We start from the raw sequence: 20,921 nt of genomic DNA, 5'->3' as shown, positions 1-20,921 counted from the left end.
CGGCCGCGCGGTCATCGATGCGAAGTGGGGTGCGGGTTGCGCTAGCGGGCGAGGACGGCGACCTTCTCGCCGTGCAGCAGCGGCGCGTCGTCGGGTCCCTTGATGTGGGCGTGAATCCAGATCCTGTACGCCTGTCCGTGCTTGTCGATCAGGCGGCGCCAGTGACCGCGTACGACGAACCGAACGCGGTAGTGCCACCTGGCCGGTCCGTCGCCGGTCTCAGTCAGGGCGGAGGTACGCCGCAGCATCACCACGCGGGTGTCGTGCACGATGCAGGCGCGTGCGGCGCGGCGGCGGGCGGGCCGGTCCAGCGGCGCCGCAGCGGCGATGGCGATGGGTTGTGCCTGGATGCGCCAGAACGCGTAGGCGATCGCGGCGCAGACGTGGGTGCGGGCGGTGGCGTCGGCGATGACGTATCGGCCGTCGGGCGCGGTTTCCCAGTCGCGGTCGGGCTCAAGGTCGTCCGGGTGTTCGACGGCGGGTACCGGTGCCGCGATGGGCAGGATGTTCAGGTTCGTCAGCACGTAGGGGCCGAGTCGCGCGCGCAGGGTCGGATCCTGTCGGGTGTAGTCCTGGATGCGGGCGGCGTGTGGGTCGTCGAGGTCGTCGCGGTCGGCCCAGCCGCAGATCAGCCAGGACCGGCCGCGGGGTGAGGTAACGGTGGTCCAGGTGATCGCGGCGATTCCGCTGACCTTGCCGGCCAGGTTGCGGTGGTAGATCGGTTCGGGCAGGAAGAGCACGCCGCCGTCGGTGGGGGCGGCGTCGGCGGTGAGGAGGTCGCCGGTGAGGTCGAGGGCTTCGGCCGCTGCGGCGACGATGGCGGTCATGGCGGGGGCGAGAACGTATGCCTCGCCCTGCGCCCAGACGGTGCCGCTGGCGCGGTTGATGACCTCGGCGACTTTCTGGTCGGGTGCGGCCTCGCCGTGCCGGTCGGCTTCGGGGACATTGTCGAAGAGGGTCTCGACGAAGGCTCGTGTGTACTCACTACCGGCGGTGCTGGTGCAGAATTCGTGCATGCGGGTCTTCATCGCCACGGCGGCTCGGGCGTAGCCGGCGAGGGTGGTCTCGGTGCGCAAGGTCATGCTGGGTCTCCTGGTCGGGGTTGGATGGCGTTGGTCGCCCTGGCGCTTGCGATCACGCGGCGTACGCGGCGGTCAGGGTCGCGCCGGGAACACGGCGTGGTAGCCGCTGCCGCAGGTGGGTGGTGGTGGCGGTGACGCGGGCGATGAACCAGCCGACGAAGCCGCCGCAGTCGCGGACCGGCCGCTGCGACGTCCGTTCCCGGACGGCGGCGTGTGGCGGGCGTTGTGGTCGCGGCTTCGGGGTGCGCGAGGATCGCATTGCCCGTTGGGCCATCCGAGCGGCCACGCACGGACCGGACTGGTCGGCGCACTGCAGGTTGACGCACCGGTCGTCGGGTCCGAGTTGGTGGGCGGTGGCCACGTCGACGGCCAGCCGCCACAGCAGAGGGTCGGTGACGTCGCGGGGCAGCAGCGCGCGTTCGGAAGGGCGGGGCCTGGTCGCGTCGGACATGCGGGGTGACCTTCCATCGGTATCCGGGCAGGGGCCACCGTCCGACCCGTCGGTCGTGTTCTTCCTGATGGGCGGCTCGTGCGATGACCAATACGATCGACGCTCATCTTTCGATGATGGTCAAGTCGTCTGCCTGGAGGGCGTGGGCGAGCACGATGGGTAGCCGCGCGGACGCGCAGATTTGGATCTCGCGGCTGGGCCCGTCGCGCGAGGTCGTCAGTCGGTTGTCCGCGATGGTGGCCTGGGGCGGCTGGTGATGTGGACGAGCCTCTGCAGGCCGGGCCGTGTGGCCGGCTCGTACTCCCCGGGCTGCTCGTCGATGAAGACCACGGGGTGCGGTTCGCCGCGCAACCTCGTGATCTGGTAGCCGCGTCCGTCGGCGTCGACGGCGTCGACCCGCCGGATCTCGCATAGCTGGTCGGACTCGACGAGGACGTCCTCGTAGCAGACGGCCCAGGCCAGCAGTCGTAGTCCGGGAGTGGGGTCGGAGACTCGGTCGACGATGGGGCCGAGATCGACGCAGGCGGCCAGCGTGGGCCGCCCGAGGGGCCGGTCGGTGCTCAGCGACGTGGCGAGATCCAGCAGGAGGTGGGGCAGGCCGGCGCGGTACCGGCCCACGCGCCCCGGGTTCACCGGTACCCGTACGGCAGTCATCTGGCGTGCCTTGGGGCTGGGTGCCGATGGTGCGGGCTGGTCCTGGATGAGCAGCAGGAAGGGCGGGCGACCCCAGCCGAGTTCGTCGGCGCTGGCTTCGAGGTCGAGGAGGCATCCGGTCAGGGTGTGGACGGTGGGAAAGGACAGCACGCTGTTTCGGCTCCTTGAGACGCAGGGAGCCCCGCAGGCCGATCGGCCTGCGGGGCTCCTGTGGATGGGATCGCTTGGCGCCAGGTGCTGCCGGGGCGGTGTTACCGCAGGTCGCGGTAGCGGGTAACGGCACCCGGCGGCGTGTGGTGGCTCGGGTCGTGGGCGTGGGCTCCACTGCGCCTGGCCTTGGCCAGGTACATCGCCTGATCCGCCGCATGCAAAAGGTCGCGGGGCAGCATGTACGGTTCCGCGACCGCGTAGCCGACGCTGGCGGTGAGAGTCAACTGCTGGTCATCGACGGTGTTCGGGGTACCCGAGATGAGTACATAGGCCGCGTGGGCGACTTCCTCGACCTCGGCCTCGTCGCCATGGACGACGACGGCGAACTCGTCGCCGGACAGGTGCGTGACCAGGACTGCTGGTGGCTTGAGGGTGGCTAGGCGCTCGCCGACCTGGTACAGCAGGGCGTTGCCGTGCTCGTGACCGTACGTGTCGTTGACCCACTTGAACCGGTCGAGGTCGATGAGGACGAGCCCGAGTGGTTCCCCGAGCGAGAAGGCGGCCTCCAGATTGGCCTGCAACGCCCTGCGGTTCGGCAGGTCGGTGGTGTCGCTGTGCGTGGCGAGGTCGCGCCAGTAGGAGAGGTCCCGCTCGCGGGCCGCCAGAGCCTGTCGCTGTTGGTGGATGATCTGCCGCTGCCAGGCGAGCAGGGGTGCCGCGGCGGCGAGACCGGCGAGGAGTCCGCCGGCTGCGGTGAGGTAGGAGTTGAGGTGGGACACTCGACATCGCTCCTTTGTAGGAGGAGCACCGGGGTGGGCGTGTTCCGCCAAGATCGACGCCCACCCCGGGCTACCAGAGGTGGACGGTCAGTCGGTCTTCGGGGCGAGTTGAAAGGCCGCCGGTCGTTCGACAACCTGGATGGCTCGGTTGTCGGCGACGAGCTTGTGCACGGCGTTGACGACCGCGCCCGCGCTGGCCTTCGCAGAGCCGCTGCCCTCGTTCGCCCTGTCGATGGCCTGACACAACTCGCTGGTCTTGAACTGCTGGTCCGGGTGGGCCTCAAGCACGTCGAGGATGGCGCCACGTAGCGTGCCCTTCGACCGGCGTGGGCTACCGTCGGTGGAGGCGTTCGGATCCTCGGCCGGGGCGCTGGCCGAGGCCGAGTCGTCCGTACTCGCCGGCGGGTCGGCAACGTCCGTCTCGTCGACCGTCGCGACGACCGAGTCGCTGACGCTGCCGGCCTCGGCGGGTTCGTCGCGATTCTCCTGAGGTTCGGCTGCTGGAGTCGGCTCGGTCGGGGAGTCGTCCGGCTGGCCCGGCGGGTCGTGTGGGGTCGGCCGGTCCGTGTCGTCGTCCGTTGACGCGGGGCCGTCGTCTGGCTGGTCGGCGGTGGGCTCGTCCGGCTCGGTGGTGTCTTCCGCTGGTGCGGAGGGATCGTCTTGCCCGGTCGTGTTCTGTGCCGGTGTGGAGGGTTCGTCAGCCTGCTCGCGGCCCCCGTCCTCGGCGATGGGCGGTGCCGGTGCGTCGCGCAGTTCGGCATCGGGCGTGCTGGCTGACGCGTCGTCGCCGTCGGTGCTGCCCGCGGTGCTCGGGGCCGGGCGCCAGAGGGTGCGGCCGTCGTCGGCGCGGTACGGTTCGGCCTGGCCGGCTTCTTCCAGCACGCGGAGCTTCTTCGTGGCCGTGGAGTACCCGACGCCGGCGCGTGCGGCGATGGCGGCGGCGGTTTCCTGACCGAGTTCGGCCAGCGCGGCGGCGACTTTGTCGAGAGTGGGCATCGTGGTCTGTTCCGGGTTTTCCATTGGTCCTCCCTGGGGTTGCTGTTCGACGTGCTTGGATGTGGCGTGCACTGATGGACGCTTCGACGGCGCCTCGTGATCAAGTCGGCTGACCGGATTTCGGGACGCCGTCGAAGCGTGGGCGGGGGCCTGCGAGGCCCGGTGCTGCCGGGGCTGTCCGGCTACGGGTGGCCGAAGACGCGGTCGCAGCGGTGGGGGTTCACCGGCAGCCAGGGCAGGCCCCAGCCGATTCGGTAGCGGCCGTCAGCGGGTTCGGCGCGGTGGACGCCGCCGCCGACGGACGGCGGGCGGGCGATGGTGAGGGTGTGGCCGTCGAAGTCGACCGTGCGCCAGTCGCCGCCCACGTAGTCGGCCATGCCGTTGAACGTCTGGGCGAGTGCGGTCGTGGCCTCGTGGTCGAGCGAGAGTTCGAAGGCGCCGTTCCACCAGCCGAGCACCGTCGCGCGGTAGCCCTCGTGGTAGCGGTCGAACCCGGGGACCGGCTCGTAGCGCAGCCAGCGGCCGGAGAACACGGCCGTGCTGCCGCGCCGGGGCTCGTAGTCAGGCGTGGGCATCGGCCACCGCCACCGACCACTCGGCCGAGGTGAACCGGCAGGTGGGCGGCTGCGACCGGCCGCCGTACCACCCCGGCGTGACCGGGCGGGGCACCGCGATCAGGTGGTGTGCCATCAGCGAGCCCTTCGGGGACTGGGGGCGAGGATGGCGTGCCAGGCGGCGTGGGCGATGACGGCGGCTGGCCGTGCGGTGCTCGTGGCGTCCAGGGGCACCGGCTGGCCGTCGATGGCGAGGGCGAATCCGGGCTCGCGCCACAGGTCGTCCCACAGCACGGAGATCGACATGGTGCGGCCGGCGATGACGAAGGAGCTGTACAGCGAGTACGGCGCGAAGCCGTGAGGGTAGAGCGTCAGCAGGTATTCGGCGTTCTCGACGGGGCTGCCGACGGAGGTGGCGGTGTTGGTCGCGATCTCCCGGCACCAGGTGACGACCACCGACTCGCGGGGCGCCGCGACGGCGGTGACGGGCTTGAACTCGCCTGCCGGTCGTGGCAGCGCAGCGATGACACGCATGTCCTTGGTGTTCCTTCCGATAGGGGCGTGGGTCAGTGGGCGTTGCGGTAGGCGTCGCGGACCTCGCGCGGGATGAGGCCGCGGTCGCGGTGCGGGGGCAGGCCCAGCCGCTCCTCGTGGCTGGCCCAGAACGCGCGGAGCTGAGCGTTGACCGATCGGCTGTCGCGGGTGCCGGAACCCCGCCGGGCGGGAGCCTGCTTCGGGAGCCGCCTGCCCGCCTCGATGTACGGGGCGAACACCTCTCGCATCCGGGCGAGGTTGTGCGCGGAGAGGTCGATCTCGTACTCGACGCCTTCGAGCGCAAAGCGGTAGGTGCCAACGTTGTCCTGGCTGTGGTCCAGGTCATCGGTGACCACGAAGATCGTTCTGGTTGCCATCGGGTTTCCCTTCAACGGGTATGGGGTGGGCCCCGACGCCTGTATGGCGCGGGGTAAAGAGCCGAGACGTGGGTGAGCAGGGCCGGTACCAGCACCGGGAGCGCGGCTGGCACCGGTGGCGGGATCAGGGGACGTCGCCGCCGATGAGGAACTCGAAGTGCACGCCCTTCCTGGGGGCGTCCTCGGGCCGGTCCTCCTGGCCGTAGCCGCAGTGGCAGCCGGTCTGCTGGCACTCGTCGGTGACGTCGAACAGGTCGACGAAGTCGATCGGGACACGCACACCGCTGACGTCGACCAGGACGCGGTCGAGCAGGGCGGGATTGCCGTCGTGGCGGCGGATGGCGTCGGTGAGCATCTCGACGAGTTGTTGAGCGTTGGGCGCGCGGTACACCATGAGCGGGTCCTTTCAGCGAAGGGTCCCGGGCGCAGCCGGTCGGCCGTGCCCCGGATGCGGAGCGGTCAGGCGTTGTTCGGCCGGGCGACGGAACTTTTGCGCGCTGGTGCCTCAGGCGCGGCACCTGACCTGAGGCGCACGGCGGTTGCCGTGTGCCGGGCCGGTCAGTGCGTCGCGGCGGTGTAGGGGAAGAGGCGGTGGGTGATACGGCAGGTCCAGCCGTCCGGGCTGGCCCACATCGGTGACTCGCAGCAGTACGGTGGCTGCCGGTCGGACCTCTTCGTCAGCGTCGTCGCCGGGTGGTGGGAGTGCCGCCACAGGTTCCATCCGAGGTCCTCGGCGGCGCTCACCGTGCTGTAGATCTGGGCCGCGCGCATGTCACCGGCTGCCATGCGACGACGCAGTTCGTCCCACCAGCGGGCCGGGTCTTCACGCAGCAGTGGCGGCCGGTCGTCGCGGTAGCGCTGCCCGGACAGGGTCTCGTGGGCCCAGTCGTTGATGCCGAGGCTCATCCGAACCAGTCGTAGTTCCTCGCCGCAGTCGCAGGCGTACCGCTGCTCGGGCCAGGCGGTGGTGTCACCCTCGGGGTGGCAGGTCGGCGCAGGCGTCGACCATCGGGAACGGCCCCTGGGCATATCGGTATCGCTCCTCTCTGGGATGTCCCGGGCACGGCCGTGCGGCCGTGCCCGGGTGCGCGGGTGATCGCGCGTGTTCGGTCGGGCGACGGCCGGAGTTGACGTGGTGCGGGATGCCACGAGCGGAACGAAGGCACTGCGCGCGTCATCGGTGACGTGCAGGCGCAAGACCTTGGTCGGTGCGGCCCTACTCCGTGCGCAGGATCGCCTCAGCTCGTTGAAAGAGCCGCTCGGCGAGGTGGTCGAGCGGTGCGGGGCTGGTGCTGCTGGACGGAGTGGCGGCGTGCCATGCCGACGCCGGCTCGGTCGTCAGCTCGGTCCAGGTCATCGCCGGGGTGAGGACCTGGACGAGCGCGTGGCTCTGGTGTGGGTAGAAGTCGCGGTGGATCCGGACTCGGAGGAGCTTGCCGTCGACGCGCCGTATCTCGGTGAGGTCGTAGCCCTGCCGGCGCTCGCCGAAGACACGGTCGACCGGCGCTGTGCGGGGTGCGGTCGTGTCCGCGTTGCCCTCCTCCTCGCCGCCGCTGGTCACCGCTGATTTCCTTCGGGGTCGAGGCCGGCGGCGGTGTAGGAGGCGGCGGCGAAGTGGTTCGCGGCGAAGCGCAGACCTTCGACGGCATCCTTGAGCGACGCCCGCGTTGCAGCGGCGTCGGTCTTGTCTAGACCGTCGGTTTCGCTGCCGCGTGGGCTTTCGGTGAGGTGTCGCAGCCCGCTGACCAGGGTGTGCGTGACGTACGTGAGTGAGGTGGCGAGATCTGCGAGTTCCTGCGAGGTGGGGATGGCGGCGGCCCGGGCCGGGCCGAGGCAGTTCGACAGGTAGGTGATGAGGGTCGCGAGCATCCGGGTGGCGCGTTCGGTCATTTCCGAGCCGAAGCCCGCCTCGTCACCGAAGGCCGATGCGATCAGCTCGTCCACATGGGCATCGGAGAGCTCGACGGTGTCACTTGTCTGCTGTGGGAGATCCTGACCCGTCGGCTCGGTCGCGCCGGAGGCGATGTCCCGGGCGGATTCGCGCTCGTCGGTGCGTCCGGCGGAGGTGGCCGCGGTCAGGGCGGCGACCTTGCGGGCATGGGACAAGGCGATCCCGGCCACCTGCGCGGACTGGGCGGTCCCGTCCGCCGCGTACTTCAGGAATACGTGAGCGTCGTCGGCCGCGTCGATGACCTCTCCCCCGGCCCTGCTGGCGGGGTCGAGGCCGGTGAAGTGCGGCTGGCGGACCTGCTCGACGATGTAGGAATCGGTCTGTACGTGCACGCGGGCCAGTAGCCGCATGGTGCGGTGCAGGTGCCCGATCAGGGCCGCGACGTCGGTTGGTGTGGGCATGGCCAGAAACGCGCTGAACGGTCCGGTGGCCGTGAACAGCCAGCGGGTGAGGTGCTCGGCGGCGGTGAGGGCGCTGCCCAGTCGGGCGGGGTCGTAGGGGCCGACGATCGTGAACAGCTCGCTCATCGCGAAGAGCCAGGTGTGGGACTGGGTGTCGGCGGGGAGCCCGTCCTCGACGAACACCGCCTGGGAGTAGGTTCCGCCCCCGGCGGGGCAGATGGGTGTGTTGTCGATCAGGTGCCACCACGGGGCTTCGCCACCGCGGTAGGCGCTGGTCCAGCCCTGCACGGGCTGGTCTGCGACCGGCTCGGCGCAGACGGGGCAGATCGGAAGTTGCGGCATGCTGACGTGTCCTTTCAGACAGGGTGATGACGACGACCGGGATTGGCCGCCGTTGGCTTCTGCGGGCACGACGGGATCCGGCGACTTGCCGGGCTGGTGCCGTTTACTGGTGGAAGAGGGAAAGGGCGGCCGTCTCGCCGGCCGCGGCGTCGGCTGGGCGCCCCTGGGGCGGCCGGCAGGTTCAGCCGAGGCGCGGGGCGTGCGGCGTTCGGGTGGCAGCGACGGTGAGCTGGTCGTCGAGGAGGGTGATGACCAGGGCGTCGTGACCGGTGCGGGAGGCGGCGCGGAGCTTCTCGATGAGCGGGTCGCCGGGCTGGGATAGCGGCAGGGCGATGAGCAGGTCGTCGCCGTCGTGAGTCGGCTGCCCTGGGCTGCGGTGCTCGGCGAAGACCGCCCGTACGGTCGAGGTCGCCGGCTGGTCCGGGCCCGGCGGTGGCTGCGGCAGGCCGTTGGACATGAGGTACACGCCGTCGTCGGCGACGAGGAGCAGCGCGGGTCCGGCGGGTTCGTCGTCGATGGGGTCGCCGTGTTCGGCGGCGGACACGGCGTGTTCGGCGAGTTCCATCGCGGCGGCGAGGTTGAACCGGAAGACCGAGTTCATGCTGGGGTGTCCCTTCAAGCTGAGGGATGCGTTGGGGTGGTGGGTGGAGCCGACCGGGCAGCAGCGCGTGTCCCTCGGGTACAGGGATGGCGGCTGCTGGACCGATCGATTCCTGCAGGTGTCAGTGCGGGGCGTGGAAGCGTCCGCGGCCGACACCGGGGATGACGGTGTCGTCGATGTAGTCGATGACGAAGGTGCTCCAGCCGGCGTCGACGCCGGACTGGATGAGGTGGAGCAGGTTGTGCGCTGGTCCGGCAAGCGGGATGTCGCCGAGACGGCCCGGGTACAGCCGTCGGTATCGCTTGCCGGTGAGCTCTCCGGCGAGCACCGGTGTCTCCTGCCAGCCGAGAAGGCTGGAGGTGACGGGTCGCAGGCGGTGGTTCTCGCCCGCGTAGGTGCTGTCGCCGGTGAGATAGATCTGGTGGAACTCGTCGTGCATCACCCGCAGTGCCGGTGGTGCCGGCTGGGGTGCCTCGCGGTTGCCGGCGTCGCGGCGCTGGGCGCGGACGCAGGCGTCGGCGAGTTGCTCGACCTCGTCGAGCAGGAACATGGCGCGGCCCATGGGGCTGTCCTCCTCCTGTTTCGGCGTGGTCAGAGCGCGACCGCGAGCAGGCGCTGGTCGGGGTCGATGGCGGCGAACAGGCGGTTGGCCTGTTCGAGGTAGGTGACCCGGTCGGCCATGGCGTCGCTGGCCGGGGCCAGCTTGGCGCCCTCGGCGGTGATGAGCACATCGCCCGCGATCGCGGTCAGCGCGCTGTGGTGCTGGTAGGCCATGTATCCGGCCTGGTACATCTCCAGCTCGTTGAGGGCGATCTGCCCGGCGCCGTACGTGGCGGCGTTGTGCATCCGGATCGCGTTTACGCGGGGTTGGTTGTTGAAGTCCGCTGCGGCCTTGTCCCACAGGTACTTGTCCGGGTCCGCCAGGTGGCGGGACTCGTAGACGTGCCACGGGGTGGCGTTGCGGGTGCCGTGCACGACCCTGCTGAACAGTTGGTGGCGGATGCCCGCCCCCATGGCGGCGGCTTGGAGCATGCCGTCCAGGTCGAGCAGTTTCGCCGGTCCGCCGGCGCAGTAGGCCGGGCGGCCCTTACGCATGCTGATCATCTGCCGGCGCTGCCAGAGATGCAGAGCACCGCTGGCCCAGAACCGGGCCGACAGGGTGCCCTGGACGCCGAAGTTGCGGTCGAGCTGGTGCGAGGTCAATGCCTCGCGGGGCAGCTCCTGCGGGATGCAGAGGATCATGGTGCGGATCGTGGCCTTCGGCTTGACGGCCGGGGTGTGGGCGAGCGGGCGGGGGGTCTTGGACATAAGGCGGTCCTCCTACGGGTGGGCGCGTCAGGGCGCGCGGAGATAACCGGCCCACTGGGTGCGTGGGTCGGTTGAAGGGGAAGGTGTGGTGCGGGTTGGTTGGGTGCGACCTGGGTCGCCGCGCGGCGCGGTGCCGACCGGCCTTGGGGGCGGGTGGGCGTGGCGCACCGGTGGGTGCGGCGGTGGTTCCGAGGTGGGACCGAACCGGGGTGGAGATATATTGAGGTGTTGTTAGTGCCGTGAACGGTAGCGGCCTGTTCTGTCAGGCCGGTCCGGCGAGTTGCTCGCCGAAGAGTGGGCTTGACCTGCGGTGTGAGACGTTCAGGCGGGTACTTTGCCGATGTCGGCGCCGTCGCTGTGAGACTCCGCGACTCTCACAAATGATCTTGTTGTCTGACAGACGCGGACGGTAGCCGGCGTGCCGGTGTCTACAGGTCGTCGAAGCGCTGCGGGTTCGTGACCGCGTCGGGTCCGTGGTCCGACGGCAGTTCGTGCAGGTGCCGCCGGTGGGTGGGGTCCGAGACGAGGGTCCACACCCTGCCGGCGGGGTCGGGGCTGTGCACGGCGGTGGCGATCGGGCTGGCGCTGCGCAGTCCGGCGAGGACGCCGAGCAGGCTGGCCTCGCGGCGCCGGCTGGGCACCCAGAACAGCACGGGGTAGCGGGGACCGAAGGCGGTGAGGCGCTCGTAGCCGCGGAGCTTGGCCACGACCCGTGCCAAGTTCTCGGTGTCGTTGTCGTGCTCCAGCCAGAAACCGGTCGAAGTGTCCGAAGTCGTCCAGATGCCGTGTCCGTCGGGCCGGATGCCGGCCTGGGCGTAGACGGTGGTCGCGTGCTGCTCGGACCACCACCGCGACAGGCGGGCGCCGTCGGTGCGGCGGGCGGTGGCGATCAGGTCGGTGAAGAACTGGTTCACGCCGAGCAGGTGATTGACCTGGCCGCTGGCGGCGATCCGCTTGGCCCGCTCCAGGGAGCTGCGCGGCGGCTTGCCGCCGGTGCCGGCCGGGTCGTGGTAGACGCTCGGGTGCAGTTGCAGCCCGACGGGGCCGAGGGTGTAGAGCAGCGACCCGTACCGGCCGTGGGCGCCGCTGCGGCCGAAGCGGTGCAGCACGTCGAGGCGGTGCAGGATCGTGAGCCGCCGCTGCGCGGTGCGACGGCCGTCGAAGAAGGTGTGGGTGATCTGGTCGGTGGACAGCAGGTAGTGCTCGGCCAGCAGGGCGAGCAGGGCATGGTCACGGGGGACGATACGACCGAAGACGGCGAGGGGATCCGGTTTGCTGGAGGCGGACGGAACACGGGAGTACACGGTTTGCTCCTTGGGCAGAATGAGGTCCCCTCCCGATCGGGAGGGGTGTCTGGCACAGAGGAGGGCAGTGCGGATGGTCTGTCAGGGGCCGTGTGCGGCACTGACAGCCCAGGTCAGCACTGTTCGGCTGGCATCCGGCGGTCACCGGTGACGATCCCCGTGACGAGCCGATGCGCGACCCGGGCGGCGCCACCGGTTGACCGGTGAGTCAGGCGCGGTCACCCTTCCGCCGGGACCGCCGATCGTCGGGCTTGCGGCTGAGCCGCTCGACGAGTTCGTCGACGGCGCTGGTGTCCTGAACCGGTACCGCCGCCGCGGCTGCCTGCCGGATGGCGGTCGACTCACCGACGACCGGCCTCGGCGGCCGGGTCCGCATCGTGAACGCCGGCGTCTGCCGGCCATCGACGACCAGACGCGCGGCGGCGGTGTACGCGTCCAGGTGGGCGAGGTCGTGCTCACCCAGCTCGGGCCCGGTGTGCCGGGACAGCACCTTCGCGTCCTCCGGCGCCACGGTGAAGTAGATCTTGTTGCGGGCGTTAGCCGACGCGGCGGCGAGCAGGTCGCGTGGAAACTGCGCCAGGTCCTGGTGGGCGAGCACCAGCGAGAGCCGGTACTTGCGTGCCTCGGCGAGCATCGTGTCCAGGCTGTTGGCGAGTCGGGTAGCCCACCGACCCTCTCGGGTCGAGGGCCCCCTCAGAACCGGACGTGCGGGTCTCCCCGCATCCGGCTCAAGCAGGCCACTATGAGCGCGCATTCTGGATCTCCTTGGGTCCATCGGAAGTTGCCTTGGCGTGGTGTTGCCGGTGGCATTCCCAGTGGATGAGCATGAGGTTGGATTTGACGTCCGGGCCGCCGTGCGACCGGTAGACCACGTGGTGCCTGTTGATCGTTCGGGAGTTGGCCCAGAACCAGGACGCCCATTCGTAGACGGACTCAGGTTCGTAGCCCGCACCGGCGATCAGGTCCAATCCGCATAGCGGGCACAGTCCCTTCTGCTTGGCAGCCAGCCACAAGTTGCGCTTGTCGGCTTCTGGATGCTTTCGCTTTCGGGTGCGTGCCGCCCAGTAGTCCTCCAGCTGCGGGTCGTCTTTGGACGCCCGGCCCTTCACGAGGGCATGCCGTTGGATATGGGTCCATGCGAACCGGTACAGGTACCGTCCAGTGGTGCGGTCGGCGAAGACCCAGCGGTCTTCCCGTTCGGGGTTGTAGCGCCCGAAGTACTGGTCGCGTATCCACGCGACCGACTTCATGTTGTGGCGGCGCTTGGCCCACCGGTACATGCGGTAGTGCACGTAGTGGTCCAGGGACGTAAACGTTTCCGTGGAGGCTACGCCCCTGTAGTAGGTGGACCATCCCTTGATCAAGGGGTTGAGTCGCCTGATGACGTCCTCGGTTGGGGCGGAGCGCATGACGCTCACCAGTTCCCTAATTTTCCCCTTGACCTGTCTTACCGCCGCGTCGCTCGGCTTGATCAGCAGTTTGTCGTCGTATCGCCGGACGTTGAAGCCGAGGAAGTCGAAGCCTTCATCAAGGTGGACGATCCGTGTCTTGTCCTCGTTGAAGGCCAGTCCTCTCGGCGCCAGCCAGTCGGCGAGCCGCTGCTTCACCTGCTCCGCTTGTTCCTTCGTGGTGCACAGCACCACGAAGTCGTCGGCGTACCGGACGAACGCTGGCGGGCACTGCAACCATCGTTGCCGTACCGTGCCGTCCTCCCGGTCACCTGCGGCGGTCCCCATGCCGTGTAGGACGATGTTCAGCAGCAGGGGGCTTATCACTCCGCCTTGAGGTGCACCCTCGTCGGTCGGGGCGAACCGCCCGCCCTCCATCACACCGGCCTTGAGCCAGCGGCGGATCTCCCGAGCAGCCGGGAACGCGCCGATGGCCTCCATCAAGCGATCGTGGTTGATCTTGTCGAAGGCGCTGGTCAGGTCCGCGTCCAGAGCCCAGCGTCGCCGGGCCTTCTTACCCGCCGCGAAGTTGAAAACCGCGGCGATCGCGTCGTGACAACTGCGTCCGGGACGGAAGCCGTAGCTTCGGCCCTCGAACCGCGCCTCCCACTCAGGCTCCAGGGCGTTTTTCACCCTGGCCTGCTGCACCCGGTCCCGGATCACCGGGATACCGAGCGGACGCATCTTCCCGTTCGCTTTCGGGATGTGCACACGGCGCACAGGCTTGGCCGTAGGCCGGGGCTGCTCGGCAAGTGTCCTTGCCAGCCGCCCCCGGGCCGTCGGGTCAAGCGCCAGTTCCCCGTCTACCCCGGGGGTGCGCCGTCCCAGGCTCCGCTGCGTCACCCGCCGCACGCTGACCAGCGTGTTGGAGCGTGAACGCAGCATGAGCTTTTGGAGATTGCGGACCTTCTTCAGGTCCCCGTCCTGCGTCGCTTTGAAGATTCTCTGCCGCAGTCGCCGTACGGTGCGCTCGGCGTCGACCCAGTCGATGCTGTGCCAGTACCGGGCGTCGTCCAACGCTTGGTTCCCCGCAGGCGAAGACAGGACGTCCGCCGCCGCGTTTGGACTGCTTGCGGTCGTGTCGGTCACTTCTTCTCCTTCGGTATCTAACTCCGGCGTTGGTTAAGGCTTTGTGGTTCGAATCGTCAAAGGCCTACCAGACCCGCGTGGGCTCCCTTTCGGGCCCGGGAACAGGTCCCGGTATCCGCCGGGTTATCCGTGGAGGCTGAGGCGCCTGGTTCCACGGTTTCCCCTGAACTTTCGTCCTAGCGGCATTCGCTTCTCGGGTCTTCCTACTCCCGCAGCGGAGTTCAGCGTCCGTTACCGTCGGCTTACCAGAACGCATCCGCTCTGGACCGCTACGGGGTTTACCTGTTCCGCTTGTGCCAGATGCGACCTGGGAGGACGCCCCCTTTACCCCGGGACCGGTGGTGGTCACGCAGCAGGAGAAACCCGCCTCCCGCTGCCACCTTGAGCCTTCCAACTCCGGGTCCTTTCCGCCGATTGCCAACCATTGATGCGGTCAACTTTTACGAGGCCTCATCGGGGGTTCACTTACGTTCGTCCTTCAGGTCTTCTCCTTGCCCTGTGGCTGGTGATGGCCCACCTGCTCTTGGGGCTTCGTGTCAGGCGGCTTAGCACGGATCCGTTACCAGTCCCGCACCCGCCCTAGGAGACCCGCCCATTACGACCACTGAGCGGGGAATTACCGTCACCTCCCGGGTAATTCACTGGCTACAAGCGACTTTCAGGCCGCACGGGTGAGGAAGTTCTGCGCCTCGTCGATGATGAGGCTGGCGTCGCGGCGCCGCTCGGGTGCGGTGGCGGCGCGGGCGGTGGCGGCCTGCCACACCTGCGCGAGGACGAGGGAGCCGAGCAGCCGGCTGGTGTCCTCGCCGAGCACACCCTTGGGAATCCGGACGAGCAGCACTCCGCCGTCGAGGACCTTGCCCATGTCGAAACTCGACTTCGGGTACCGCATCGTCCGCTTCACGAAGTCGCGCAGCAGGAAGGACCGCAGGCGGGCGAGGACCGGCCCGATGACCTGCGACCGCAGCGAGTCGTTCAGGCTGTCGTACCACTGCCAGAAGCCGCTCAGCCCGGCCGGGTCGTCCAGGTCCACCGTCATCGCGCTTCTGAACTGCGGCGAGTTCAGCAACGGCGGGATGTGCTGCAGGGTCACGTTGTTGTGCCGTAGCAGCGTCAGGCAGGCGACCCGCATGACGTCGTCCATTCGCGGCCCCCACGCCTTGGCGAAAATGTTCCCGAAGATCGACACCAGGTTGTCGACCACGAGGTCGGGGTCCTCGCCCTCAAGGGGATTCAGCGTGGGCGGGTTGTCCTGGTCGGGGTCGAAGAGCACGACGCGGTCGCCGACGTCGGCGGGGAGCCGGTCGAGGATGTCCAGGGCGAGGTCGCCGTGCGGGTCGATGACGACGGTGCCCCGGCCGGCTTTGATGTCGTCGAGGGCCATGTTGACCAGCAGTGTGGTCTTGCCAGAGCCCGTCGATCCGATCACATGCATGTGATACCTCGCATCGGGCACCGACAGCCCCACAGCGTGGCCACCGATTTCGGCGTCGCCCAGCATCTTCACCCCGCGTCCGCCGCCGGGAACCGCGACCGGTGCCGGCATCGAGGCGGCCCGCGCCCGGTCCAGGCCGGGAACGGTGAGGTCCTGCGGCAGCGCGGCGAGTGCGGCGAGTTCTGGGGCTGAGGTGAGGAATCCCGGACCGAGTCGGCGGGCGGCGAGGACGGCCACAGGCGCGGGCATCCGTGCTCGGTGGGTCAGCCGGTTGCGGCCGGTGTGGATGGCGAATGCCGAGGCGAGCGTGTCGGCGATGCCCCGCAGCCGACCGAGTGGGTCGGCGCCGTGCCGGCGGTTGGTGGTGGCGACCGCGTACCGGATGCCGGTCTGCCATAGCGGGTGCGCCGTCTTGTCGAGGATCGCCCGCACGTCCCGCTCGACGGTGGGATCACGCCTGGCCGGGGGCGTGGTGCGGCCGGTGCCGCCGCTGCCGGGCAGGAACGCGTCGAGCAGCCACAGCACCGGTGCGGCCGGGTTGATCGCGGGAAAGGCGGTCCTGCCGGCCCGCAGCCGTCCGGCCGCCCGGCGGGCTCGTGCCGCCCTCCGTGGGGTGGCGGGGCGGGCGAGGATCTGTACGCACGCGTACTCGCCGGGCTTGAGCTGCGCTCCGGCGGACATCAGCGGGCGCAGCGGGTCGGTGTCGTGGTCGGTGGCCAGGGGAAGCCACTCCGCGTAGACCGGCAGCAGGTGCCCACCAGCGGCGGGATGCGCTTCCAGGGGGATCGGCGGTGGCGGATTGTCATCGGTGGCGGTGGCCGAGCTGGGCCACGCCGCCCGTACCGCCGCCTCGACCGCCCCCGGGGGAACGGTGCCGGGGACCCAGATCGAGATGAGCAGCTGCCGGCCGGACCACGTGTACTGCCACACGACGTGCGGGGCGCCGTAGAGCAGGCGCCGTCGCCGCGACGGGGTGAGCACACCGGCGAGGTTCGCCCACAACGCGCCCGCGCTGTGCGGGTCGACCTCGGGCGGCGGCGCGATCGTCACCAGCCGTGCGCCGTGGGCGTGGTGGCGGTGCCGCCAGATCTCCACCATGTTGCGGCCGGCCACCCAGACGGCGAGCAGGCCGGCGGCGACACCGGCCAGCCACGGCCGATGTGCGGCCCACACGGCGGCGTCGACCACAGCGGCCCCGGGTCCTGCTGGCGGAACGAGATCGGCGCCCGGCCCGAACGTGGGGCTGGGCGCCGGTGGCGGCGAAACGAGAGCCGCTCGGAGAATTTCGGCTGGTGGTGTCACAGGTCGTCCTTCTCGTCGAGGTCGGCCAACTCGGCCGGGTTCGTGGTGCACAGCTCGTGCTCCGCCTCCGAGGAGATCGATTCGAAGCTCGTCCTGTTCACCCCGGAGATCAACAACCCCTGGCCGCGGCGGGCCGACAGCAGCAGCCGTCGCTCGCCGCCGGTGAGGCCGAAAGCCTCTCCGACGGCGTCGATGGCCTGGGGCGCCTGCCGCAGCAGCACCTGCGTCGAGGCGTTGGACACCACCGCCTGACCGAGGTCCGTGCCGAGCACGTCGGCGGCGTCCTGGGTGACCACGGTCAGCCCCGCGTTGCGTTTACGCGCCGCCTTCGACATGCGGAAGAGAAACCTTGCGCCCTCGCCGTCACGCATCAGCAACCAGGCCTCGTCGACCACGACGAGCCGCCGCTGCGGCGGGCCGACCGGCGCGTCGACCGTGCGCCAGATCGAGTCCAGCGCGAGCAGCGTGCCGACCGTGCGCAGCTCGTCGGGCAGGTGACGGAGGGACCACACGACGAGGTGCCCGAGTGGGGTTTGGGTGGTCGGCCCGTTGAACAGGTCGGCGAAGCTGCCCTGTACCCACGGCGCGAGCCGGGCGGCCAGAGTCGCGGCGGCCGGGTCGTCGTCGGTGCGCAGCGTCTCGGCCAGGTCGCGTAGTAGTGGTGCCGGTCGGTGATGTGTGGCCGGGTCCGCCGTGATGCCGGCGGACCGGTAGACGGCGAGGATGGCCCGGTCCAGGGCGGCCCGCTCCGCCGGTGGCGGCTGATGCCCGAGCAGCACGCTGATCAGCGTGTGCAGGAACAGTCCACGGCGGGTGAGTACGTCCGGACGCCGGTCGCCGGCCGGCAAGTCCAGGGGGTTGATCTTCACGCCCGGGAGGCCGAGGCGCACGGCGCTGCCTCCGACCGCGTCGCACAGTCGCAGGTACTCGTCCTCGGGATCGACGACCGCGATCTGCACACCCTGGTAGAGGCTGCGCAGGATCTCCAACTTGACGAAGTACGACTTCCCCGCCCCACTTCGGGCGAGGACGATGGCGTTGTGGTTCTCCTGCGTCCAGCGGTCCCACCAGACGATCCCGGCGCTGGCGGGGTTGACGCCGTAGAGGACGCCACCGGTGGTCGGCGGGTCACCGGGCGGCGGCGCGGGCAGATCCGGTGACGCCAGCGGGAACGAGCTGGCCAGGGCTTGGGTGTCCATGGTGCGCAGCATCCGCAGCCCGTCGGAGGCCAGCGGCAGGGTGGTGGTCCATCCGGGGAGCTGGCGCCAGGTCGCGGGTTGTACCTCGAGGAGGGTTGATGCGGCGGCGGCCCGGACCTGCGCGCACGCCTGCAGTAGTTCGTCTTCGGTGCGGGCGTGCACGGTGAGATATAGGCCGACCCGGAACAGCTTCGCCGCGCCCCGGGCGAGGCGCTCGGCCAGGTCGCCGGCGTCGTGAGCGGCGGCGTCGACGTAGGGGTCGGCCAGCTTGCCCCGCTCGGAGTCGGCCCGCCGGGAGGACTCCAGCCGGGCCCGCTGCTTTCGCAGCCGGGACGCGGCGATCGGCGCCGGGAGCGGCTCGATGTGCATGGCGAGGTCGAGCCGGCCCGGCCAGGACAACAGCGGTTCCAGCCACGCCGGGCCGACCTCGGCCGGGTAGCCGGTCACCACCAGGGTGGCGGCGTATCCGTCGCCGACGTGCAGCCACCGGGGCGCGACTTCGACCGTGGCCGGTGCGACCGCCGACGCCAGCGAGGCCGGCGGGGCTTCCACGGCCGCGCCGCCGGAGCGTCTCCTCCTGATCATGATGTCCTCCTCTTCCTGCGGGTGCGAGCGGGGGCGCTCGCGGTGATGACGGCATCGGGTGCGGCGAGGCCGCCCGGGCGCGGTGGCCGGTAGGGGTCGGCGGCGCAGGTCAGGGCGGCGGTCACTGCCGCGCCGTCGAGCACCCGGGGGCTGACGCCGAGCCCGGCCAGTGCCCGAACGGTGTCGTCGGCGCGGCGCCGAGCGGCGTGCCCGGTGCGCTCGCCTGCGGTCGTGCGGTGGACGACCAGGACCTGCCGGCGCAGCGGGTCGCGCCGCGAGGCGAGGTCGCCGAGGAACTCGGCGTGGTCGGCGCACGCCGCGCGAAGCTGCGGATGCGGCTGGGCATCTGCGGCGGCGGCGAGCGCACGGCTGTGAGACGCCAGATCGACCGGCTGCGCCGACACGACGATCTGCGTCGGCGTGGACAGGCTGTTGAGCCACCTGCCCCAGCCCTCAATGAGGGCGGCCTGCTCGTCGGGGGTGCGCAGCGCGAGGTTCACCGTGGTGGTGCCGACGATCGCGGCGCGGGCGCTACCGAGGCTGATCTCCCCGTCGTCGTCGATGGCGTCGGCGGGCAGCCGCAACGGCGCCGGCAGCGGCGTCCGGCCGCTCTTCGGCGTCTCGACCCAGTCCGGCGCAGTGGGCTCCGCCGCGATGTCAGCGGCGGCCAGCGACCGAGGGGTACGGGTGTGACGGATCGCGTGCAGCAGCCACGTATCCATCGACAGACCGTCTCGGCGTCCGAGCGCTAGGCCGATCACCAGCCCGCCCAACACCACACCAGCACCGATGAGCACCGGTACCGGGACCACCGTGTTCAAGGCTTGCCATGCGCCGTAGTACAGAAGCGCTCCGGCGGCGACGATGGCCAGTTGGTGGAAGGTCAGGCCGTAGGCGACCTTGTCGGGGGCGTCGACGTCGGCGGGCATGCGCGTGCGTGCCGGGCCGGTGTCGGGTTCGGGGGTGCTCATCTGACGGTCCTTCTCAGGGTGGAGAGTCCGGGGACGGTGCGGGTGAGTTGCTGCACCACGACGACGCGGGCGGCGGCGCCGAGCATCGCGGTGGTGCCGTGTCCGCTCTGGCCCGCCCAGCGGGCCATCAGTGCGGGGATCTTGACGGTGGTCCACAGCAGGACCACGACGACCAGGAGGTTCAGGGTGCCGCCGGGGTCGGCGGGCATCCCGAACACGGGCAGCATGGTCGCCGGGTCGAGCAGGACCCGTTCTCCGGCGGTGAGGAAGAACGCCTGCGCGACGGGTATCGCCAGGCAGCCGGTGTAGGCGCGCCACCACAGGCGGGCCAGCGGGTCGGTCTGCGGCAGGGCGTGGCAGGCCAGGGCCAGTGGGGCGATGGCGGTCAGGACCAGCAGCGCGACGAACCGGCCGATGAGTTGGACCGCGGTCGTCGCGATCAGGATCGTGATGATCAGGGTCAGGACGAGGAACAGCAGGGGCACGGCCCGGTCCTGGGCGGCGGTGAGGTGGGTCTGGATCGCGGTGAACGTGCCGTCGCTGTCGTAGCCGTCGGCGACGGCTGCGGTCAGGGCGTTGGTGAGGTCGATGAGCTGGCCGCAGACCAGTTGGGAGAAGTGCGCGGCGGTGAATCCGACGACCAGTCGGGGCAGGAGGTCCTTGGCCGTGTAGCGGGCCTGTTCGTCGCCGCCGGCGACCATGATCAGGATGCCGGCGGCGACGAACGCCAACACGAACACGGCGTCCACGATCCACACCGATCGGCCGGTGAGCGCCTGCACCTGCGGCAGCGCGGTGACTCTCGGGGTGGTGAGTAGGACACCGGTGATGAGGTCGAAGATCGCGTCGAGGCACGCCAGGACCGCGGTGGTCATCCAGCCGAGGATCTGGTCGAGCATCCACACCGTCATGGGTCAGCCCCCGACGATGCCTCGGACGACCTGCAGCAGGACCGGCGCGAGGACGGCCAGGCCGTAGCCGACCAGCGCGTTGCGCAGGGCCAGCTTCGCTTTCTCGACCTGGGACGGGTCACCGCCCGCGGTGGCCCAGTACACGCCGGCCAGGACGAGGAAGAGGGTGGCGAGCGCGGCGAGGATCCCCATGATCCACATGCGGAGGTTGGTGATGACGGCGGGCAGCGAGTTCGCCGCCAGGTCGACGGCGGCGCCGGGGTCGGCGTGCGCGGCGACCGGGAGGGCGAGTGTCAGGGCGAGGCCGGCCGCCGGCACGGCGACGCGTAGCGCCGCGCGTGCGGCGGGTTGTCTCAGAAGGGTGCGCAGTGGGGTGCGGGACATTGAGGTTCACCTCCCGCCGCGCCCTGGACGCGCCGAACGAACGGCGTGACCGAGGCGTGGCGATTGCTCGAAGCGGTCTGAAGGGACCGCCGCCGGGCGCAGGTGAAGGAGCG

At 70.2% G+C, this 20,921-nt stretch carries 23 protein-coding genes and 1 pseudogene; all 24 read right to left on the bottom strand.

The window, feature by feature from the left end; all coding sequences use genetic code 11:
* Positions 1-41: 41 nt before the first annotated feature.
* Positions 42-1,082: a hypothetical protein gene (locus tag ID554_RS15625; protein ID WP_117230232.1), complete on the bottom strand. Its 1,041-nt coding sequence runs from the start codon at positions 1,080-1,082 to the stop codon at positions 42-44.
* Between the two features lie 52 nt (positions 1,083-1,134).
* Positions 1,135-1,533, bottom strand: coding sequence for a hypothetical protein (locus ID554_RS15620; protein ID WP_117230231.1), 399 nt, complete (start codon positions 1,531-1,533; stop codon positions 1,135-1,137).
* 216 nt (positions 1,534-1,749) lie between these two features.
* Positions 1,750-2,337: a hypothetical protein gene (locus tag ID554_RS15615; protein ID WP_117230230.1), complete on the bottom strand. Its 588-nt coding sequence runs from the start codon at positions 2,335-2,337 to the stop codon at positions 1,750-1,752.
* A gap of 101 nt (positions 2,338-2,438) precedes the next feature.
* Complete coding sequence (locus ID554_RS15610; protein WP_117230229.1) at positions 2,439-3,116, bottom strand: GGDEF domain-containing protein; 678 nt, start codon at positions 3,114-3,116, stop codon at positions 2,439-2,441.
* A gap of 87 nt (positions 3,117-3,203) precedes the next feature.
* Positions 3,204-4,136 carry a MarR family transcriptional regulator gene (locus tag ID554_RS15605; RefSeq protein ID WP_117230228.1) on the bottom strand — a complete coding sequence of 311 codons (933 nt, stop codon included), beginning with the start codon at positions 4,134-4,136 and terminating at the stop codon, positions 3,204-3,206.
* A 158-nt stretch (positions 4,137-4,294) separates the two neighbouring features.
* Complete coding sequence (locus tag ID554_RS15600; protein WP_117230227.1) at positions 4,295-4,687, bottom strand: hypothetical protein; 393 nt, start codon at positions 4,685-4,687, stop codon at positions 4,295-4,297.
* On the bottom strand, positions 4,674-4,802 hold the full coding sequence (locus ID554_RS32440; RefSeq protein ID WP_263407283.1) for a hypothetical protein: 129 nt from the start codon (positions 4,800-4,802) through the stop codon (positions 4,674-4,676). Before ID554_RS32440 ends, ID554_RS15600 begins: the two co-directional genes overlap by 14 nt.
* The gene (locus ID554_RS15595) at positions 4,802-5,200 is read right to left on the bottom strand and encodes a hypothetical protein (protein ID WP_117230226.1); all 399 of its coding nucleotides are present in this window, start codon (positions 5,198-5,200) and stop codon (positions 4,802-4,804) included. The genes ID554_RS32440 and ID554_RS15595 overlap by 1 nt, the downstream gene beginning before the upstream one ends.
* Positions 5,201-5,232: 32 nt before the next feature.
* Positions 5,233-5,577: a histone-like nucleoid-structuring protein Lsr2 gene (locus ID554_RS15590; protein WP_117230225.1), complete on the bottom strand. Its 345-nt coding sequence runs from the start codon at positions 5,575-5,577 to the stop codon at positions 5,233-5,235.
* A 124-nt stretch (positions 5,578-5,701) separates the two neighbouring features.
* A complete protein-coding gene (locus ID554_RS15585; RefSeq protein ID WP_117230224.1) occupies positions 5,702-5,971 on the bottom strand; it encodes a hypothetical protein in 270 nt (89 codons plus the stop codon).
* 164 nt (positions 5,972-6,135) lie between these two features.
* The gene (locus tag ID554_RS15580; RefSeq protein ID WP_117230223.1) at positions 6,136-6,606 is read right to left on the bottom strand and encodes a hypothetical protein; all 471 of its coding nucleotides are present in this window, start codon (positions 6,604-6,606) and stop codon (positions 6,136-6,138) included.
* A gap of 187 nt (positions 6,607-6,793) precedes the next feature.
* Positions 6,794-7,138: a hypothetical protein gene (locus ID554_RS15575; protein WP_117230222.1), complete on the bottom strand. Its 345-nt coding sequence runs from the start codon at positions 7,136-7,138 to the stop codon at positions 6,794-6,796.
* Entirely contained in the window at positions 7,135-8,271 is a 1,137-nt protein-coding gene (locus ID554_RS15570) for a hypothetical protein (protein ID WP_117230221.1), read from the bottom strand. The genes ID554_RS15575 and ID554_RS15570 overlap by 4 nt, the downstream gene beginning before the upstream one ends.
* Positions 8,272-8,452: 181 nt before the next feature.
* Positions 8,453-8,872, bottom strand: coding sequence for a hypothetical protein (locus tag ID554_RS15565; protein WP_117230220.1), 420 nt, complete (start codon positions 8,870-8,872; stop codon positions 8,453-8,455).
* A gap of 121 nt (positions 8,873-8,993) precedes the next feature.
* Positions 8,994-9,434 carry a hypothetical protein gene (locus ID554_RS15560; protein ID WP_117230219.1) on the bottom strand — a complete coding sequence of 147 codons (441 nt, stop codon included), beginning with the start codon at positions 9,432-9,434 and terminating at the stop codon, positions 8,994-8,996.
* Between the two features lie 29 nt (positions 9,435-9,463).
* Positions 9,464-10,180: a hypothetical protein gene (locus ID554_RS15555; protein ID WP_117230218.1), complete on the bottom strand. Its 717-nt coding sequence runs from the start codon at positions 10,178-10,180 to the stop codon at positions 9,464-9,466.
* Between the two features lie 428 nt (positions 10,181-10,608).
* Positions 10,609-11,484 carry a replication-relaxation family protein gene (locus ID554_RS15550; RefSeq protein WP_117230217.1) on the bottom strand — a complete coding sequence of 292 codons (876 nt, stop codon included), beginning with the start codon at positions 11,482-11,484 and terminating at the stop codon, positions 10,609-10,611.
* 208 nt (positions 11,485-11,692) lie between these two features.
* Positions 11,693-12,139: pseudogene (locus ID554_RS15545) on the bottom strand (type VI secretion protein); the annotation flags it as partial.
* An 85-nt stretch (positions 12,140-12,224) separates the two neighbouring features.
* Positions 12,225-14,021, bottom strand: coding sequence for a group II intron reverse transcriptase/maturase (ltrA, locus tag ID554_RS15540; RefSeq protein ID WP_223884092.1), 1,797 nt, complete (start codon positions 14,019-14,021; stop codon positions 12,225-12,227).
* 658 nt (positions 14,022-14,679) lie between these two features.
* Positions 14,680-16,758 carry a helicase HerA domain-containing protein gene (locus ID554_RS15535; protein WP_396888370.1) on the bottom strand — a complete coding sequence of 693 codons (2,079 nt, stop codon included), beginning with the start codon at positions 16,756-16,758 and terminating at the stop codon, positions 14,680-14,682.
* Positions 16,755-18,542, bottom strand: a complete 1,788-nt coding sequence (locus ID554_RS15530) for a VirB4 family type IV secretion system protein (RefSeq protein ID WP_117230216.1) — start codon at positions 18,540-18,542, stop codon at positions 16,755-16,757. Before ID554_RS15530 ends, ID554_RS15535 begins: the two co-directional genes overlap by 4 nt.
* Positions 18,539-19,471 carry a PrgI family protein gene (locus tag ID554_RS15525; RefSeq protein ID WP_117230251.1) on the bottom strand — a complete coding sequence of 311 codons (933 nt, stop codon included), beginning with the start codon at positions 19,469-19,471 and terminating at the stop codon, positions 18,539-18,541. The genes ID554_RS15530 and ID554_RS15525 overlap by 4 nt, the downstream gene beginning before the upstream one ends.
* 38 nt (positions 19,472-19,509) lie before the next feature.
* Complete coding sequence (locus ID554_RS15520; RefSeq protein ID WP_117230215.1) at positions 19,510-20,424, bottom strand: conjugal transfer protein TrbL family protein; 915 nt, start codon at positions 20,422-20,424, stop codon at positions 19,510-19,512.
* Between the two features lie 3 nt (positions 20,425-20,427).
* Complete coding sequence (locus ID554_RS15515) at positions 20,428-20,808, bottom strand: pilin (protein WP_117230214.1); 381 nt, start codon at positions 20,806-20,808, stop codon at positions 20,428-20,430.
* Positions 20,809-20,921 lie beyond the last annotated feature (113 nt).

Origin of the sequence: Micromonospora craniellae, assembly GCF_014764405.1 — a bacterium.
Taxonomy (GTDB): domain Bacteria; phylum Actinomycetota; class Actinomycetes; order Mycobacteriales; family Micromonosporaceae; genus Micromonospora; species Micromonospora craniellae.
The sequence above is the reverse complement of the archived record's forward strand: the minus strand, read 5'-3'. Positions and strand labels throughout refer to the sequence as shown.